This is a genomic window from Nocardia sp. NPDC019395 (genome assembly GCF_040632335.1).
Taxonomy (GTDB): domain Bacteria; phylum Actinomycetota; class Actinomycetes; order Mycobacteriales; family Mycobacteriaceae; genus Nocardia.
In genome coordinates, this window is record NZ_JBEYBT010000001.1 from 1,236,080 (window position 1) to 1,254,320 (window position 18,241).

14 protein-coding genes are annotated in these 18,241 nt (G+C 67.2%); 11 read left to right on the forward strand and 3 right to left on the reverse strand.

What is annotated here, in order from left to right; genetic code table 11:
* Positions 1-3 precede the first annotated feature (3 nt).
* Positions 4-3,294 (reverse strand): arabinosyltransferase domain-containing protein, encoded by a 3,291-nt coding sequence (locus ABZ827_RS05085; protein ID WP_357232952.1) that lies wholly within the window; start codon positions 3,292-3,294, stop codon positions 4-6.
* A 403-nt stretch (positions 3,295-3,697) separates the two neighbouring features.
* Between ABZ827_RS05085 and ABZ827_RS05090 the strand changes: the two genes are divergently transcribed.
* The 8 genes from ABZ827_RS05090 to ABZ827_RS05125 all read left to right on the forward strand — a co-directional run bounded on the left by ABZ827_RS05090 (position 3,698) and on the right by ABZ827_RS05125 (position 13,469).
* Positions 3,698-4,891, forward strand: a complete 1,194-nt coding sequence (locus ABZ827_RS05090; RefSeq protein ID WP_357232953.1) for a cytochrome P450 — start codon at positions 3,698-3,700, stop codon at positions 4,889-4,891.
* Between the two features lie 56 nt (positions 4,892-4,947).
* A complete protein-coding gene (locus ABZ827_RS05095; RefSeq protein ID WP_357232955.1) occupies positions 4,948-5,766 on the forward strand; it encodes a mycofactocin-coupled SDR family oxidoreductase in 819 nt (272 codons plus the stop codon).
* Positions 5,767-5,856: 90 nt separating this feature from the next.
* Entirely contained in the window at positions 5,857-7,440 is a 1,584-nt protein-coding gene (locus ABZ827_RS05100) for a long-chain-fatty-acid--CoA ligase (protein ID WP_357232957.1), read from the forward strand.
* A gap of 326 nt (positions 7,441-7,766) precedes the next feature.
* The gene (locus tag ABZ827_RS05105) at positions 7,767-8,411 is read left to right on the forward strand and encodes an ABC transporter permease (RefSeq protein ID WP_357232959.1); all 645 of its coding nucleotides are present in this window, start codon (positions 7,767-7,769) and stop codon (positions 8,409-8,411) included.
* A gap of 132 nt (positions 8,412-8,543) precedes the next feature.
* A complete protein-coding gene (locus ABZ827_RS05110) occupies positions 8,544-9,905 on the forward strand; it encodes an ATP-binding cassette domain-containing protein (RefSeq protein WP_357232961.1) in 1,362 nt (453 codons plus the stop codon).
* Positions 9,902-10,639: an ABC transporter permease gene (locus ABZ827_RS05115; RefSeq protein ID WP_357232963.1), complete on the forward strand. Its 738-nt coding sequence runs from the start codon at positions 9,902-9,904 to the stop codon at positions 10,637-10,639. The genes ABZ827_RS05110 and ABZ827_RS05115 overlap by 4 nt, the downstream gene beginning before the upstream one ends.
* Entirely contained in the window at positions 10,636-11,622 is a 987-nt protein-coding gene (locus ABZ827_RS05120; protein ID WP_357232965.1) for a glycine betaine ABC transporter substrate-binding protein, read from the forward strand. Before ABZ827_RS05115 ends, ABZ827_RS05120 begins: the two co-directional genes overlap by 4 nt.
* A gap of 113 nt (positions 11,623-11,735) precedes the next feature.
* Positions 11,736-13,469, forward strand: a complete 1,734-nt coding sequence (locus tag ABZ827_RS05125) for a DUF3556 domain-containing protein (RefSeq protein ID WP_357234498.1) — start codon at positions 11,736-11,738, stop codon at positions 13,467-13,469.
* 19 nt (positions 13,470-13,488) lie between these two features.
* Here ABZ827_RS05125 and ABZ827_RS05130 read toward each other — a convergent pair whose 3' ends face one another.
* Positions 13,489-14,664, reverse strand: a complete 1,176-nt coding sequence (locus ABZ827_RS05130) for a pyridoxal phosphate-dependent aminotransferase (protein ID WP_357232967.1) — start codon at positions 14,662-14,664, stop codon at positions 13,489-13,491.
* Positions 14,665-14,787: 123 nt separating this feature from the next.
* On the opposite strand from ABZ827_RS05130, the gene ABZ827_RS05135 reads away from it, so the two are divergent.
* Positions 14,788-16,536: a penicillin-binding transpeptidase domain-containing protein gene (locus tag ABZ827_RS05135; protein WP_357232969.1), complete on the forward strand. Its 1,749-nt coding sequence runs from the start codon at positions 14,788-14,790 to the stop codon at positions 16,534-16,536.
* A 12-nt stretch (positions 16,537-16,548) separates the two neighbouring features.
* Here ABZ827_RS05135 and ABZ827_RS05140 read toward each other — a convergent pair whose 3' ends face one another.
* The gene (locus tag ABZ827_RS05140; protein ID WP_357232971.1) at positions 16,549-17,064 is read right to left on the reverse strand and encodes a CinA family protein; all 516 of its coding nucleotides are present in this window, start codon (positions 17,062-17,064) and stop codon (positions 16,549-16,551) included.
* 303 nt (positions 17,065-17,367) lie between these two features.
* Between ABZ827_RS05140 and ABZ827_RS05145 the strand changes: the two genes are divergently transcribed.
* Together ABZ827_RS05145 and ABZ827_RS05150 are read left to right on the forward strand one after the other, a co-directional pair.
* Positions 17,368-17,874 carry a flavin reductase family protein gene (locus ABZ827_RS05145; protein ID WP_357232973.1) on the forward strand — a complete coding sequence of 169 codons (507 nt, stop codon included), beginning with the start codon at positions 17,368-17,370 and terminating at the stop codon, positions 17,872-17,874.
* A gap of 151 nt (positions 17,875-18,025) precedes the next feature.
* Entirely contained in the window at positions 18,026-18,199 is a 174-nt protein-coding gene (locus tag ABZ827_RS05150; protein WP_357232975.1) for a CsbD family protein, read from the forward strand.
* Positions 18,200-18,241 lie beyond the last annotated feature (42 nt).

Here is an 18,241-nt window from a genome sequence, read left to right on the forward strand (position 1 = left end):
CGCCTACCAGTCGACGTTGATCGGTCCCGGGCTCCACAGCCCGCCGTGCGGCTCCCGGGTGACCGCCGGTGTGGCCGCGCGGGCCGACGGGTCGATCGGTGTGAGGCGCTGGAGCTGGCCCCAGTCGTGGCTCCAGTCGTCCTTCAGATACGTGGCGATGGTCTGGGAGCGCAGCAGCTGACGGCTCCAGCCCAGCGGGCCGCCACCGTCGTGGCTCTGCCATACGGATGTGGTCTGTGCGGCCGGCCGGTCGGGCAGGATACGCCAACCGGGGGCCTGCGCGATACCGTCCTTGTGGTCGTACGGCCGCTGACACGGGAACTGCAGCCCCACCGCCCAGTCCAGCAGTACCGGCTGGTCCGATCCGATCACCTTGTCCAGCGATTCCGTCTGCGGGATACGGGGCGGTGTGAGCGCCAGCCACTGCGAGGGGTCCAGCGTCTGGTCCTTGGCCACGATGCGCACCACATCGGCCTGTTCGGGGATCTCGTCCAACGGCACCCGGAGATTGCGCCACGACGGTGCCGGGCCGATATCGATCGGCATCACCGATCCGAGTGTCCGCGCGCTGGTCGCCGATTCCGCGGTGCCGTATTCGATATCCACGGGTTGCCCGGGCATCACCGAACCGTCCTGGGTGACCGCGCGGAATCGGCCCGCCGCGGTGATCGCCATGATGCCGGCGCGGTCCGCGGGGTCGGGTAGCCGGTACCAGCCGGTGGTGAGCTCGGCCGCTTCCTGCTGCCCGGCGGTGCCGAGCACCGGTGTGGCCGGCGACAACCCGAACGGCAGGGGAGCGCCCCCGGTTTGCGTCCGCTGGCTGCCGTCGGAGGTCTCGTCGTCGATCGAGTCGGCGATACTGCCGTCGTCGGAGGATTCGTCATCGTCGTCCGGGGAGGTGACGGTGCCGACGCCGCTGGGTGCGAAGCCGGCGGAATCTCCACGGAAGGTGTCGCCCGCGTCGCCGGACAGCGGCGTGAGCATGGCGGCGTTCGGGTCGGTCTCGACCAGTACATCGTTGGCCAGCCCACACGGTTTGCCGAGGACCGCGTCGATATTGGAACGGGCGAGCGAGAACGCGGGATATTGGCTGACCGCGGCCGTGGCGAACGAACCCACCTGGAACACCACGATCAACGCGGCGGCCACCGTCAGCGGTGGAATCTTCGCCAGCCGCCAGGCGCGCGGTGACACCCGGTGCGGCGTTCCCGGTTCCGGCGCCCGGACATGCCACCAGGCGGCGAGCAACAGGCACAGCACCGCGATCGTCAAGAAGATCTGGCTCATACCGATCCCCCCGATCTTCGGGGCCTCGTTCCACCACGGGATTCCGTGCCCGGAGGCGTAGAACCATTTGTTGACGCCGGTGAAGATCTGCGCCATCGCGATCGCGACCACGGCCGCGAACAGGGCCCGATAGCGCGGGGCCCGCATCACCCGCGGACCCACCGCCACGGCCGTGACGACGGCCACCGCACCGGCCAGTCCGGCGAAGACGCCGTTGTGATGAGTGAACTTGGTCGGGACGGTCGCCATCAGCAGCATCGCGCCGAAGGTGATCCCCAGCAGACGTTTGGCCGGCCCCGAGGCGACGAACGGGATGCGGCCGCCCTTGCGCAGCATCACGAACGCGCACACCAGCAGGCCGAGCCACATGGCGACCACACCGAACCTGCGGCCGATCGAGCCGTCTGCGGTGGGGGTGAACAGCCGCTGATAGGCGACATAGTCGTCGTACCAGGGAATCGATGGGCCTACTTCGTTGTGCACGCGCGTCATCTCGAACATCGCCGACAGCGGCTGGACGCCGAACGCGAATACCAGTACGAGTGTTCCGGCCGCGGCCAAGGGAGCGAGGAGGGCGCCGTAGGGCAGCGCGCGGGCGATCCAGGTCTGTGCCGTGCCTCCGCCTCGCCGGCCCGTATCGGCAGCCGACATACTGCGCGCTCGCGCGATGCCGAACCGCACCACCGACCGTGCCCCGGCCGCCAGCGGGGCGAAACAGATCACGCCCGAGGGTGCCGCGGTGAGGCTGAACGCGGCGATCAGGATGGCGATCGCGTAGGGCAGCAGCTGCCTGGTCGCGATGGCACGCTCGACGAAGCACCAGGTGAGCAGTACGGCGACCGCGATCACCGGTTCCGGGCGCAGCCCGTTGTTATAGGGCAGCCAGATCGCGAGGAACCCCAGCGCACCGGTCCAGACGACGACCTTGTCGTGGCGCAGTACGACGCCGAGACGCGGGATGACCTCCCGGCTCAAGGCCAGCCACGCGAGGAAGGCGGCCAGCAGCGTGGGCAGCCGTACCCACGGACTGGCGACACTGAGCTCGGTCATATGGGCGATCACGTCGTAGGGGGGTGTGCCGACCGGGTTCTCGGGTACGCCGAAGAACCGGAAATAGTTGGCCATGTACCCGGAGACGAGCGAGGTGCGGGCCATACCGAACTGGTAGCCGTCGTCGGAGGTTGTGGAGCCGATGAAATGCCAGACCGCCAGGGTCCCGAGGACTACCGCGTCGATGGCTGTGACGGTGCGCCAGCGCTGCGGCAGCAGGCTCCTCATGCGCCGGCCGGTCATACGGTCCAGCCGGAACAGGGCAGCCAGCGAGATCAGGGCGAATATCACCGCCAGGACACAGGCGGCGCGTTTGGCCAGGGTCGGCGTGACCGAGAATCGGCTGTCGACCTCCGCGGACACCATGGTGCCGCCCGAACTGGGCAGGTCGCTGAAAATGCCGACCATCTGCGGACGGAAATCGCCCTGTAGGACCACGGGCTGGTTATCGGATCCGGTCAGTTCCGCGGTGGTCGACGAATTGTCGGAATGCACCGTGAGGGTGGAGTCGCCGAGTTGGTCGAGCGGCAGGCTGAACATCGACTGACTGCGCAGCACCACCTCGAGCCGCGCCGGCTGACCGCGCTCGGCGGGCTGTACCCGCGCCACGAAGCCGTACTCCTCCAGATCGGGGGCGTCGGCCGGCATGGTCGCGGCAGCCAGGCCGCCGTTCTCGGCGAGCTGCTCCAGGGCGGCTCCGGGAACGGTCGCGTCGAAACTCTGCGGGGCGTACGACACCAGCGGTGCGGCGATGCTGCGGGTCGAGCCCTCCTGGGGCCAGGAGAGGGTTGTCTTGTCCACATGCACCGGCAGCAGCGGTACAGCCAGAGCGAACACCGTAGCGAGAAGCCCGGCCACCAACGCGACGGCTTTCGCCCATTGTCCGCGTGCGGGCCGGGTGGCCCGAGATTGCTCGTCCGGGGGCGTCTGGTCCGCCCTCACCATGGTGTCCGTCACGGGGGGCGATGGTAACGTGACTCATTCGTAATCGGGAAAGTCGGGCAAACCATCCTCGCCTGTGCAGCTCTGCCGAATCCGCTCCGCAAACTGCGTGAGCAGGCGTGTTGTCTCCCGGAGTCCGGGAACCGCGTTCAACGGTCCGGTGCGCGCCTCTACCTGTGAAAACGCTGAGTTTCGGTTGGCGGGCCGGTCGCACTTCGTCCGGCCCGCACACCGGAAGAATGGAAATCGCATTCCGGCTATATCAAGCTTCCTTGATTGGTAACGTGATTATCGCTCAATGGAAACCGTCTTTTCGGTGTGGCCCGGAACGACCGGCTGGGCGCCCGCGACCATCCGGGATTCCAGCGGTCGGTCGCACCGTGTCACCGGAGGCGGTAGTGATCGAAGGAGTTCGCCCGTGCGTCGTGATGATCCGGTCTACTGGGATCCCTTCGACCGCGCAATCGCCCGCGACCCGTATCCGGTCTACCGGCGCCTGCGGGCCGAGGCACCCCTCTACTACAACGACAAGCACGATTTCTACGTACTGAGCCGTTACGACGATATCGACCGTGCCCTGCTCGACTGGCAGACCTTCTCATCGTCGCGCGGCCCGATCCTGGAGATCATCAAGGCGGGAGTCGAGATCCCGCCGGGCACCCTGCTGATGGAGGACCCGCCGGCTCACGATATCCACCGCGCGCTGCTGGCCCGGGTGTTCACCCCGCGGCGGGTACTCTCCCTGGAGCCACAGATCCGGGACCTGTGCGTCCGCTCGCTCGATCGCCTCACCGGCACCGGCAGTTTCGATCTCATGTCCGAGTTCGCCAACGAGGTGCCGATGCGGGTCATCGGGATGCTGCTCGGTATTCCGGAATCCGACCAGCAGGGGGTCCGCGATCGGGCCGACGCGAACCTGCGCACCGAGCCGGGGCAGCAGATGCAGGTCTCGGACCAGGCGATCCCGAACGCGGATCATTTCGCCGAATACATCGACTGGCGGGCCGAACACCCGTCCGACGATCTGATGACCGAGCTGCTGCACGCGGAATTCGAAGACACCCAGGGGGTGACGCGCACCCTGACCCGTCAGGAGATCCTGACCTACATCTCGGTAGTGGCCGGGGCCGGAAACGAGACCACCGCGCGGCTCATCGGCTGGCTGGGATCGCTACTGGCCCGTTTCCCCGATCAACGTGCCGAACTGGCGGCCGACCCGCGGCTGATCCCGAACGCGATCGAGGAAACCCTGCGTTTCGAACCGACCGGCCACGCCCTGGCCCGCTACGTCACCGCCGACGTGGAACTGCACGGCACCACCGTCCCGGCCGGAAGTGCCATGATGCTGCTGGTCGCGTCCGCCAACCGGGACCCCGAGCGCTGGACGGACCCGGACCGTTTCGATATCCACCGCAAGATGACCAACCTGCGGACATTCGGCTTCGGTACCCACTTCTGCCTGGGCGCGGCCCTGGCCCGGCTCGAAGCGCGGGTGGCGCTGGAGGAATTCCTGCGCCGCTTCCCGGCCTGGGATGTGGACTGGGATGCGCTGGAACTGTCGTCCACCTCGACGATGCGCGGGTGGGAAACTTTGCCGGTCACCGTCGGTTAGCTCACCGCACACCCAGTGCGCTATCGCAGTTCCACTGCCTCCCGAGGAGAGAGAAAATGGGAAAGCTCGACGGTAAAGTCGCGTTCATCACCGGCGCCGCACGCGGCCAGGGCCGCAGCCACGCGATCCGGCTGGCGTCCGAAGGGGCCGATGTGATCGCGGTGGATATCTGCGCACAGCTGGGCTCGGTGCGATACCCGATGGGTACGGCCCAAGAGCTCGACGAGACCGTCGCCGAGGTCGAGAAACTGGGCCGGCGAATCGTCGCACGGCAGGCCGACGTTCGCGAGATATCCGAGCTGAAGCAGGCGTTCCAGGACGGTACCGCCGAACTCGGTCCGGTCGATATAGTGCTGGCGAACGCCGGGATCGGGGCCGGTGGCGCCGGAGTGGACGAGGACCAGGAATGGGACGACGTCGTCGGAGTCAACCTCAAAGGTGTATGGAATACCGGTCGTGTCGCGATCCCGTCGATGCTCGAACGCGGTCAGGGCGGCTCGATCGTGCTGACCAGTTCCACCGGCGGCATGATCGGTGTCGGTATCCCGACGGCCGGATTCCTGGGTTACACCGCGGCCAAACACGGCGTGATCGGCTTGATGCGCTCCTGGGCGAACTTCCTGGCACCGCACAATATCCGGGTGAACAGCGTCGCCCCGACCGCCGTGCGCACTCCGATGGCCGGGGACGGCAACCTGACGGCCATTATGGAACGGGCCCCGGAACTGGCACGGGCGCTGTCCAACGCGATGCCCGTGGATCTGGTCGAACCGCTGGACGTCTCCAACGCGATCGCCTGGCTGGTGTCCGACGACGCCCGCTACGTCACCGGCACGGTCGTCCCCGTCGACGCGGGACAGCTGAACAAGCGGTAGGTCGTCCGGTAGGGAATGCCGAACGCGTCACGGCGGGACGGACAGCGGCGTAGGCTTCGCGTCTGATCGACTCGGATTTTGGAGCTCGCCATGGCCGGTAATTCGCAATTGACCGCACGAGGGATGACCGCCGGCGATCAGCTCGCGCGCCACGCCCGCAAGATCCCGGATACCGCCGCACTGCGGTTCGGCGGAATCTCCCGGAGCTACCGCGCACTGGATGAACGGGTGTCCCGGCTGGCCGCTGCATTGCGGGCCCGCGGGGTCGGCGCGGGTGATCGTGTCGCCGTCCTCGGCCTCAACTCGATGGAGGTGGTGGAGGCTTTTCTCGCGCCGATGCGCCTCGGGGCGATCTGCGTGCCGATCAATTTCCGGCTGACCGCGCCGGAGATCGCGTATCTGCTGGAGGATTCCGGAGCCGTCGCGGCAGTGGTGGATTCGCGGTTCGCGAATGTCTTTTCCGATGCGCGGCGGCAGGCCACGGGGTTGCGGGCCTGTCTGGTGATCGGCGCGGAGAGCGAGCACGGCGACGAGTACGAGACGGCGCTGGGGGCCGTGGAACCGGTAGGCGGCGAGATCACCGTCGACGAGAACGCGGCGGCCTACATCATGTACACGTCCGGGACCACCGGACGACCCAAGGGCGCGGTGCTGACGCATACCAACCTGCTGCTCCATGCCTTCAGCGTGATCCTGCACCAGGGAGTATCCGGCGACGACCGGGTAGCGCTCAACGGCGCGCCCCTGTTCCACGTGGCCGGACTGTCCAGCTATCTGATGTGCCTGCTACCCGGTGGCACGTTCGTGATCACACCGTCGGGCGGATTCGATCCCGCGGCTTCGGTCGAACTATTGGCCCGGGAACGTGTTTCGAGTTGTTTCTACGTTCCGGCTCAGTGGCAGGCGATCTGCGCGCTGCCGGATATCGGGCGCTACGATCTGTCCGCCCTGCGGCATATCTCGTGGGGTGCGGCGCCTGCGTCGACGACCCTGTTGCGCACGATGATCGAGACCTTCCCGCAGGCTTCGGTGTCCACGGCGTTCGGGCAGACCGAATGCAGCCCGGTCACCTGCACGCTGCGCGGTGAGGATGCCATCCGCAAGATCGGCTCGGTCGGCACGCCCATCCTGAATGTGGAGGTCCGGGTCGTCGACGAGGAGATGAACGAGGTGACTCCCGGAGAGGTCGGGGAAATCGTCTATCGGGGACCCACTGTGATGCGGGAGTACTGGAACAAACCGGAGGCGACGGCGGAGGCCTTCGCCGGTGGCTGGTTCCACTCCGGAGATCTGGTGCGTCAGGACGAGGACGGGTACCTCTATGTCGTCGACCGCAAAAAGGACATGATCATTTCCGGCGGGGAGAACATCTACTGCGCCGAGGTGGAGAATGTGCTGGCCGCCCACCCGGGAATCGCGGATGCCGCGTTGATCGGTGTGCCGCATCCGACCTGGGGTGAGGCACCGCTCGCGGTGATCGTGCCGGCCGACCCGTCGGTGCCGCCGACCGCCGAGGGAGTCGAGGCCTTCGCCCGGACCCGGCTGGCCGGATACAAATGCCCCAAGGATATCGTGGTGGTCCCGGAACTGCCGCGCAATCCCAGTGGGAAGGTGTTGAAAACCGAACTCCGAGAGTCTTATTCGCGCAGCGGGTCGATCGCGTCCGGATCCTGATCGGTGGCGGTGGCCGGTGCACCGGGCGGCGTGGACCGCTCGCTGTACGGTCGCGCGATAGCGATAGAGCTGGTCGGGGCCAGGTGGTGATGTATGTGTCGGGCGTATGGAATCACGGTGATCGCAACGCCGGTCCGTTGCGATGGATGCCACGCAATTACTGGTTGTGGCGGTGAATCCGACCGCCGGCCGCTGATCCGGCGGTCCACCCACCGCGCGTTGTATCCGGCCCCGCGGCCGGGGTTCGGCTATTCTTGGCCCCTTGTATGTCCGGTGGCCTTGCGCAGCCCCGTTCCGGCGGGTGTGCGGTCGACGAGGGGAATCACGTGAATCTATGGAGTTACGTGCAGGGGCGAGGCGAGACCCTGACGTTCCTCACGTACCAGCATGCGTCCCTGGCTTTTCAGACGGTGCTGGTCGGGACCGTGGTCGCCGTTCTCATCGCGGTCGCGGTGTACCGGATGCCGCTGCTGTCCGCGTTGTCGCTGACCTCGAGCCGGGTCGCGCTGACGATCCCCTCGCTGGCGCTGCTTGCGCTGCTGCTGGTCCCGTTCGGGCTCGGCGTGGTGCCGTCGTTTCTCATGCTGGCGTTCTTCGCGGCCCTGCCGGTGATCGGCAATGCGATCGTCGGGCTGCGGTCGGTTCCGGCCTCGGTGATCGAATCCGCTGAGGGAATCGGCTTTTCGCGCTGGCGCATTCTGCTGACGGTCGAACTGCCCATCGCGTGGCCGGTGATCCTCACCGGTATCCGGGTGTCCACCCAGATGATCGTCGGCGTCGCCGCCATCGTCGCCTACGTTCTCGGCCCGGGCCTGGGATCACTGATCTTCAACGGGTTGTCCCGGCTCGGCGGAGCGAACGCCTTGGAGATGGCGCTCACGGGAACCATCCTCATCGTCGTCATCGCGTTGGTGTTCGACGCGCTGCTCGTCCTGCTCGGACGTCTCACGATCGCGAAGGGACTGTCATGACGCGGTGTCCGCGCCTCCGCTACGGCCTCCGGGCACCGCATGAACCAGCTCCGAAGGAGGCATCGTGATGCGATACCTCCGCCTTCGCTACGGCCTCCGCCGACAGCACGAATCCGCTTCCGAGGAGGCACTGTGAACGAGGATGTGAACGGCCGGACCGCGACGGCGACAGCGCAGCGCGCTGTGACCGGGGCGTCGATCACGTTGGACTCGGTCGTCAAACGCTATCGGGGCCAGGAGAATCCGGCAGTGGCCCGGCTCGATCTCGAGATCGAAGCCGGCGAGATCGTCGCCTTCGTCGGACCGTCCGGGTGCGGTAAGACGACCACATTGAAGATGATCAACCGGCTGATCGAACCGACCGAGGGCCGGATCCTCATCGGCGGCCGCGATGTCACCCGGGAGGACCCGGACAAACTGCGGCAGTCGATCGGGTACGTGATCCAATCGGGTGGGCTGTTCCCGCACTGGACGGTAGCCCGGAATATCGGTGCCATACCCCGGGTGCTGGGCTGGGACAAGAAACGGATCGCCGAGCGCACCGAGTATCTGCTCGATCTGGTCGGCCTCGACCCGGCGGAATTCGCCGACCGGCTGCCGAAGGATATGTCCGGGGGACAGCAGCAGCGGGTCGGTGTGGCGCGGGCGCTGGCCGCCGATCCGCCGGTGCTGCTCATGGACGAGCCGTTCGGGGCGGTGGATCCGATCACCCGGGCGCGTCTGCAGGACAGCCTGCTGTCGATTCAGCACGAACTCGGTAAGACGATCGTGATCGTCACCCATGACTTCGAGGAGGCGACCAAGCTCGGGGACAAGGTACTCATTCTGTCCGAGGGCGGTCATATCGAACAGTACGCGCGCCCGGAGGAGATCCTGACCGACCCGGCCACGCCGTTCGTCGAGGAGTTCGTCGGATCCGGGGCGAAGCTGGCGTATCTGACCGTTTCGCGGGTGCGCGATGTCGACTGCGACGAGGTGGTCACCGCGCGGGTCGGTGAGCCGGCGCCGGCCGTGATCGACCGTGCGAAGGCCGCCGGGCATACCTGGGTCGTCGTGGTCGACAAGGCGGGACGGCCGCGGTCGTGGCCCACACTCGCGGAGTTGGGCACCAAACCCGAGGTTTCCGATTTCCTGGACCGGCGGTTGCCCGTCGTCGCGCGCTCCTCGACACTCAACGACGCGCTCGACGCCATGCTGGCGACCAGCCAGGGCGCCGCACTCGTCACCGACGGGCGCGGCGCGGTCGTCGGTTCGCTCAGTATCGGCTCGGTGACGGAGGTGATCCGGGACAAGCTCGCCGACGTACGCGACGAGGAATCGGACGTTTCCTACGTGACCTATGTCGACGGGACCGATCCGGCGCCGACCCCCGTAATCGCGGCGGACGACGAAGTACCGGATGCGGCCGCCGGTGACGTACCGGGCGGCACCGGGGACGCAGGGCTGCCCGACGCGACCGGCACCGGAGAACACGGATCGGCCGGCCCGTCATGAACCGAGTGCGCCGCCTACCGCTCGATGTCTGGTTCGAACCGCTCATCATCCTGGTCATCGGCATCGGATACTTCCTGTGGTACCGGTCGGCGACCTTCACCGCGACCGAAGAGGCGTCGCTGAGCTGGGCGAACCTGCAGACCACGATTCTGGAGCACATCAAACTGACGGTGGTGGCGACGGTGATCGTGGTCGTCGTCGCGATTCCGCTGGGGATCGCGCTGACCCGTCCCGGTATCAAACGGTTCGAACCCCTCGCCGTCAATATCGCCAATATCGGCCAGGCCGCGCCCGCGGTCGGCCTGCTGGTCCTGTTCACCTTCTGGCTGGGAACGGGGTTCCGTACGGCGATCGTCGGGCTCGTGGTGTACGCGGTACTGCCGATCCTGCAGAACACGATCGTCGGTTTGCGGCAGGTGGATCAGCGGACGATCGAGGCCTCGCGCGGTATCGGTTTCTCGGGCGCCCGGACGCTGTTCCAGGTCGAGCTGCCGCTGGCCGTGCCGGTGATCCTCAACGGTGTGCGCACGGCGCTGGTCATCCTGGTCGGGACCGCGACGCTGAGCACCTTCATCGGCGCGACCAGCCTGGGCACGCTGATCACCACCGGGGTCACCCTCTTCCTGCCGAAGCTGCTGGTCTCCGGCGCCATCCTGGTCGGGCTGCTGGCGCTGATCATCGATTGGCTGGGCAGACTCGTCGAACTCGCCGCGACCCCACGAGGTATCTCATGAGATCGCCACGAACCCGGCTGGCCACCGCGATTTCCGTATTCGCCGTGACACTGTCGATGCTCACCGGATGTGGCCTGGTGAGTTCGTCCGGAACGTTCCACGACGCGAGCCTGCCCGGTGGTGACCGGCCGCTGGACGGTGCGCAGCTCACCGTCACGTCCAAGAGTTTCACCGAAGGTGTTCTGCTGGGCAAGATCACCGCCACCTATCTGGCCGCGGCGGGCGCCCAGGTCACCGACCTGACCGGCGCCCCGGGCTCGGCGTCCTCACGACAGGCCCAGCTGAACGGCGACGCCGATATTCTCTGGGAGTACACCGGTACCGGGTGGGTCACCTACCACAACCAGACCGAGACGATCGCGGATCCGCAACAACTATGGCAACGGGTCCACGATATCGAGAAAAGCGAGTACGACCTGGAGTGGCTGCCACCGGCCAATTTCAACGACACCTACGCTTTCGGCGCGTCCACCCCGACCGCTGAACGCCTGGGAGTGAAATCGCTGTCCGATGTGGCCGCGCTCCCGGTCGCCGACCGGACTTTCTGTGTGGACGACGAATTCTTCAGCCGCTCCGACGGTTTCCTGCCGATGCTGGAGAAATACGGGATCCCGTACAACGATCCGAACGGGGTTCCGGCCGGGAATGTCACGCGGATGGACGCCGGTGTGGTGTACACGGCGACGGCCGAGGGCGCCCCGTGCAATTTCGGGATGATCTACACGACCGACGGCCGGGTGAAGAATCTGAACCTGGTGGTTCTCGACGACGATCTGAAGTTCTTCCTCCCCTACAGCGGTACGGCGGTCGTGCGCGGCGCGATCATCGAGCAGTATCCCGAGGTGCGGCCGCTGCTCGGGACGATCTCCGAACGCCTCACCGACGATCTGATGCAGGAGCTCAACGGCCGGGTCGATATCGACGGTGAGGATCCTGCCGATGTCGCCTACGACTGGTTGAAGAGCGAGCAGCTCATCGAGTAGATCCGTATTCGCCGGGCCGAAACTTGACCGAGGCGAGCCCTCGCGTAGTACCTTTTTCAATCAAGTGATTGAACGAGGACGGGATCGGACGCGCAGTGGGTACAGCGGATCGGTTGTTCGGCATTCTCCGGCCGGAGCTTCCGGTGGTGGATTACGACGAATGGAGCCGGGGGACCAGAGCGGAGAAGATCCGTCCGATGGCCCGGCACTGGGCCGAGGTCGGCTTCGGGACACCGCCGCCACTGCACCTGTTCTATGTCGTCAAGATCGCCCTCTACATCCTCGGCGGAATGCTGTTCGCGCTGACCACCGCGGGAATCGACGGTTTCACCGCAGTCGGGTCGTGGTGGTCGGAGCCGATCGTCTTCCAGAAGGTCGTGCTCTTCACGATGCTGTTCGAAGTGGTGGGGCTCGGCTGCGGTTTCGGGCCGTTGAACAACCGGTTCTTCCCGCCGATGGGGTCGATCCTGTACTGGTTGCGCCCGGGCACCATCAGGCTGCCACCCTGGCCGCGCCGGGTGCCGTTCACGCGCGGCACGGCCCGGACCCCGTTCGACGTGGTGTTGTATGCGGCCCTGCTGATCCTGCTGCTGGTGGCGCTGTTCTCGGACGGTACCGGGCCGGTGCCCGAACTGGGCACGTCGGTCGGACTGCTGCCGGTCTGGGAGATCGCGGCGGTGCTCGGCGTGCTGGCCGTGCTCGGACTGCGCGACAAGGTCATTTTCCTGGCGGCGCGCGGTGAGGTGTACGGGGCGCTCGCGGTCACTTTCCTCTTCGGCGGTGCGGATACGCTCGTCGCCGCCAAGGTGGTTTTCGTCGTCATCTGGGTCGGCGCGGCGGTATCGAAGCTGAACAAGCACTTTCCGTTTGTGGTGTCCACGATGATGTCCAACAGCCCCGTGGTCCGGCCGCGGGCCGTCAAACGGCTGTTTTTCGAGCGGTTCCCCGACGATCTGCGGCCCGGGCGGCTTTCCCGGCTGTTCGCCCACAGCGGTACGGCCATCGAGATGTGCGCGGGGGTCGTGTTGTTCTTCAGCCACGGCGGTATCCCGACGGCTGTGGCCGCCACCGCGCTCATCTGCTTCCACCTGGTGATCCTCACGGCGATTCCGATGGGAGTGCCGCTGGAGTGGAATGTCTTCATGATCTTCGGACTGCTGACGCTGTTCGTCGCGCACGCGGATGTGGGTATCGGCGATATCGGCAATCCGGTACCGGTGGTGATTCTGCTGGTGGTACTCGCCGGGATCGTGGCGATCGGGAATGTGTTCCCGCGCAAGGTCTCCTTCCTGCCCGGTATGCGGTACTACGCCGGTAACTGGGACACCACGCTGTGGTGCATCAAACCGTCGGCCGATGCGAAGATCCGGGCCGGTATCGTCGCCGTGGCCACCATGCCCGCCGCCCAGCTCGAGCGGTACTACGGGAGCAGGGAGGCCGCACAGATACCGCTGTATCTGGGATACGCCTTCCGCGCGTTCAATACGCACGGCAAGGCGTTGTTCACCCTGGCGCATCGTGCGATGGCGGGTCATAACGAGGACGACTATCTGCTCACCGACGGCGAACGTATCTGCTCCACGGCCCTCGGCTGGAATTTCGGTGACGGCCACCTGCACAACGAGCAGTTGATCAGCGCACTGCAGCAACGCTGCGGATTCGAGCCCGGCGAGGTGCGGGTGGTGCTGCTGGACGCGCAGCCCCTGCACCGGCAGCGGCAGAGCTACCGGCTGGTGGATGCCGCGACCGGCGAATTCGAACGCGGATATGTGCGGGTCGCCGATATGGTCGTGCGTCAGCCGTGGGACGACGATCTGCCCGTGCATATCGCCGAGAACCCGGCGTGATCGCGGAGTGCCGCGGCCGTCAGGGCATATGCGCGAGCCGGAGCCGGCGTACCGCTTCGTCCAGCGTCTCGGGTTTCTTGCAGAAGGTGAACCGGACGAGGTGGCGCCACGGGCCGGGGTCATCGGTGAAAACACTCACCGGTACCGCGGCCACCCCCAGCCGCTTCGGTAGCTCGCGGCAGAACCGGATACCGTCGTCCGCGCCGAGCGGGCGGATATCGGCGCAGACGAAATAGCTTCCGGCACTCGGATGTACCCGGAACCCGGTATCGGCGAGCGCGGCGGACAGGCGCAGCCGTTCACCGGCGAGGTTCTCGCGCAGGCCCGCGACCCAGTCCAGTTCATGAGTGAGCGCGTGGGCGACAGCGGGCTGGAACGGACCGCCGCCGACAAAGGTGAGGAACTGTTTGGCGGCCAGCACACCGTCGATCAACGCGGCGGGACCGCATACCCAGCCGATCTTCCAGCCGGTGACGCTGAAGGTTTTCGCGGCGCTCGAGACGACCAGGGTCCGCTCCGCCATTCCGGGCAGAGTGGCGATGCTGATGTGTTCGGCACCGTCGTACACCAGATGCTCGTATACCTCGTCGGCCAGCACGATCAGATCGTGTTCGCAGGCGATTTCGGCGATCGCGGCCAGATCCGCACGATCCAGGACGGTGCCCGTCGGGTTGTGCGGTGAGTTGAGTATCAGCATCCGGGTGGCGGGGGTTATCGCGGCCCGGAGGCTGTCGTGGTCGAGGACGAAACGGTCGCCCTGAGCGGTGAGGCGGGCGGTGCGCCGGTGTGCGCCGGCCAGTGCCACCGCCGCGGGATACGAGTCGTAGAAGGGTTCGATCAGCACGACCTCCGCACCCGGTTCGACCAGCCCCAGGACGGCGGCGCTGACCGCTTCGGTGGCGCCGACGGTGACCAGCACCTCGGTATCGGGGTCGTACGGGGTTCCGTAGCGGCGGGCGCGGTCCGCCGCGATCGCGTGACGTAGCACCGGCATCCCGCGCCCCGGCGGGTACTGGTTGCCGCCGTCGGCGATGGCACGGCGGGCCACCTCGCGCATGGCCGCGGGGCCGTCGCTGTCCGGGAAACCCTGCCCGAGGTTGACCGCGTCGTACCGGACCGCGAGTTCGGTCATTTCGGCGAAGATCGTGGCGGCGAACGGCCGCAACCGGGTGACGGTGGGAGGCTCGGCAGGCATGAGACGAGCGTAGACGCCGGGATTTCACCGGCGGGCGCAGCGCACGGTCGCCGGATGGGGTCTTCGACCGCGGGACGCGCGGGATAACGCGCGCGGCGGTTCCGGTCGATACAGTCGGACGTGATGCGAATCGATCGGAAAGTCCTCGTTCTGTCGACGATCCTCGGTCTGGCGCTGGCCGGTTGCTCCTCCGGGCCGCCCGAACCGGAAACCACGGCGGGCCGTTTCGCCGAGGCGCTGAACAATGACGATCCCGCCGCGGCGGCGGCGCTCACCGACGACCCCGCCCGCGCGGAACAGGCTCTCGGCACCCTCTACGACGGTCTGGGCAAGGAGGTGACGTTCACGGTCACCGGAACCGAGGACGATACGTTCACCCTCGACGCGACCTGGAAGCTGGGGAACCAGGGCCTGAAGGAATGGAAGTACACAACCACCGGCACCGCCGCGGAAACCGATTCGGGCCGTCGCGTCCACTGGAATCCGGCGACGATCGCCCCGGGGCTCGAGCAAGGGCAGTTGTCCTACACGCCGAGGTATCCGGAACCCGCCCGTGTCCTCGACGCCGCGGGCGGTGAACTGATGTCGGAGCAGGTGGTGACCTTGGTCCAGTTGGCGCCGGGCGCCGATACCGCCGCCACGGCGAGCCTGCTGGCCCCGCTCGCACCGGGGATCACCGCCGCCTCGCTGAACGCGGACCTCGCGGGCGCGCGGGGCGCGCCGGTCACCGCCATCAGCCTGCGGGAAACCGATATCGCGCCGATCCGTGATGCCCTGACCGCGACTCCGGGTGTCACGCTCGCACCGCAGAAGCGGCTGCTGACAGACGATCGGGCGATCTCGGCGCAGACCATGTCCGGACTGGCCGAACTCTGGCAGCAGCAGGCCGACGCGGCGGCGGGCTGGGTGGTGGAGGCACGGACTCCCGAGGGCACGACACGGGTCGCCGGCGAGGACCCCGGGCAGACGACCGATATCCGGACCACCATCGACGCGGGGCTGCAGCGCGCGACCGAAAGCGCGCTCGATCCGATCGGTCAGCCCGCGGCGATGGTCGCGATACGGCCGTCCACCGGCGAAATCGTGGCCGCCGGGCAGAACGCCGCCGGTGACGCCGAAGGCCCGATCGCGCTCACCGGTCTGTATCCCCCTGGTTCCACATTCAAGACGGTGACGACGGCGGCGGTCCTGGACGCCGGAACCGCCACCCCCGATACCGTGCTGCCGTGTCCCGGTGTCGCCGATATCCAGGGCCGGCGTATCCCCAACGACGACAATTTCGATCTGGGGCAGGTGCCGCTGCATACGGCCTTCGCCCGGTCCTGCAATACGACAATGGCCGGGCTCGCCGTCGATCTGCCGCCGGAGGCGCTGTCGACCACCGCCGAACGCCTCGGCCTCGGTGTCGACTATGTGACGCCCGGCCTGACGACGGTCACGGGCAGTGTGCCGGTGGCCCAAACCCCGGCCCAGCGGGTGGAGACCGCCATCGGCCAGGGCGAAGTGACGGCGTCGCCGTTCGGAATGGCGATGGTGGCCACCTCGATCGCGCACGGTTCGGCACCACTGCCGGTACTGGTCGCGGGCTCTCCCGGGAAGGCCGATCGCACACCGCAACCACTGCCCGCCACGGTGACCGATCAGCTGAAAACCATGATGCGGGAGACCGTCACCGGGGGCACTGCCACTCAGCTGGCCGATATCCCCGATCTGCTCGGTAAAACCGGCACCGCGGAGTACGGCGACAACACCCATGCGCACGGCTGGTTCGTGGGAATCCGCGGCGATCTCGCCTTCGCGGTTTTCGTCGCCGACGCGGGTAGTTCGGGACCGGCGGTCGAAGCCGCCGGCCGGATGCTACGGGGTTCGTGACACCCCGGGGCGTCAGATTCGCTCGCGGACCGCGTCGAGCAGCAGTTCCACGGCGAATACGACGACCTGGTCCAGGATCTCGGCGGGTGCACCGTCGAAGACGCGATGCCGCGTACTGACCGCACCGTCGACTGATACGGCGAACCACACCGAACCCGGCTCGTGCCCGTCCTGTGGCGCGGGGCCGCCCGCTCCTGTCACTCCGACGGCGATCGTCGCCTCGAACAGTGTGCGGACTCCTTCGGCCATCGCGGCGGCCGCCGCGGCGCAGACCACCGGCCCGTCGGGAACGCCGAGTACCTGGTGCTTCACGTCCCTGCTGTAGGCGACGATCGCGCCGCGGAACCACTCACTCGAATTGCTCGCGGCGCCGAGCGCGGCGGCGAGCTGGCCGGAGGTCAGGGATTCCGCGACCGCCACCCGGATACCGGTGCTGCCGGCGATCTCGGCCAGCTCTTCGGCGGCGTCGTGTGCCCGCCCGAGGACAGCGGGGACGAGCAACTCCCCGGACTCAGGCTTTGCCGGCACCGGTGGACCCGAGCCCCGACGACACCGGCATCGCGTACACGGACCCGGACCCGGCAGATGAACTCGCCGGCGCGACGGGCACTCGGTCGTACGACATGGATGCCATCGTAGCCAAGCGCGCGTGTCCGGCGGACCCTCTCGCTTCACCGATGCCGATCTGCCGCCGCTCGGGCAACCTCTGGCGGCATGCGGACGGAGAGCCGGAACCGTCGACCGCAGGCGCCGGGGATCGAGGACTGCCGGGTCGCACGGTCGTGCGCGCCGGACGGTGTCGCGGCCGCGGCGGCCTGCTATACACGGCGTATGCCGGAGAAATCCGGGCACCCACACGGTGCCTTCGACGCCCTGGTGGCCGCCGCCGACGCGCCGGTCTATGTGGTGACCCTCGCAGCCGGTGAGGAGCGAGCCGGGTGCCTGGTGGGCTTCGCGTCGCAGGTCGCGATCGAACCCGCCCGGTTCCTGGTCTGTCTGTCCAAGGCGAATCACACCTACCGTGTCGCGCGGCGGACGGATTTTGTCGCGGTGCACCTGGTCGACACGGCCACGGAATCCCTCGCGGCTCTGTTCGGCGGGGAGACAGGGGACGAAACCGATAAATTCGCGCGATGTGCCTGGCGGGCCGGTCCGCACGGTGTGCCTGTCCTTCGTGATGCCGCGGCCTGGTTCTGTGGCCGGATCCTCGCCCGCCACGATTTCGGCGATCATGCCGGACTGGTTCTGGCGCCCGAGGAGGGCGAGGCGGGGCAACCCCAACCTACGGCGCTGCGCTACCACCACGTCGCCGATCTGAAACCTGGTCATCCGGCCTGACGGTCCGTCCTGGTACCGGCAGGCCGGTGGAACCTTCGAACCGGAACAGGAACTTCGCCGGCGAACCTGTTTACCCGGTCGGTTGGTGGCTACTCGCGCCCCGGACCGGCTGGATAGGGCAGGTCGGTCGCCCGATGAGAGGAGTCCGGTCGTGAGCGGAACCGACAAGATCAGCAATAAGGCCGAGGACATCGCAGGTAAGGCGAAGGAGAAGGTCGGCGAGGCCACCGGCGACGAAGACAAGAAGAACGAAGGTAAGGCCGATCAGGTCAAATCGAATCTGAAGGATGCCGGTGAGAAGGTGAAGGACGCCTTCCGCGACTGATCGGGCCACGCGCGGCGCTCGAGATCGGCGGTGGCGCCGTTC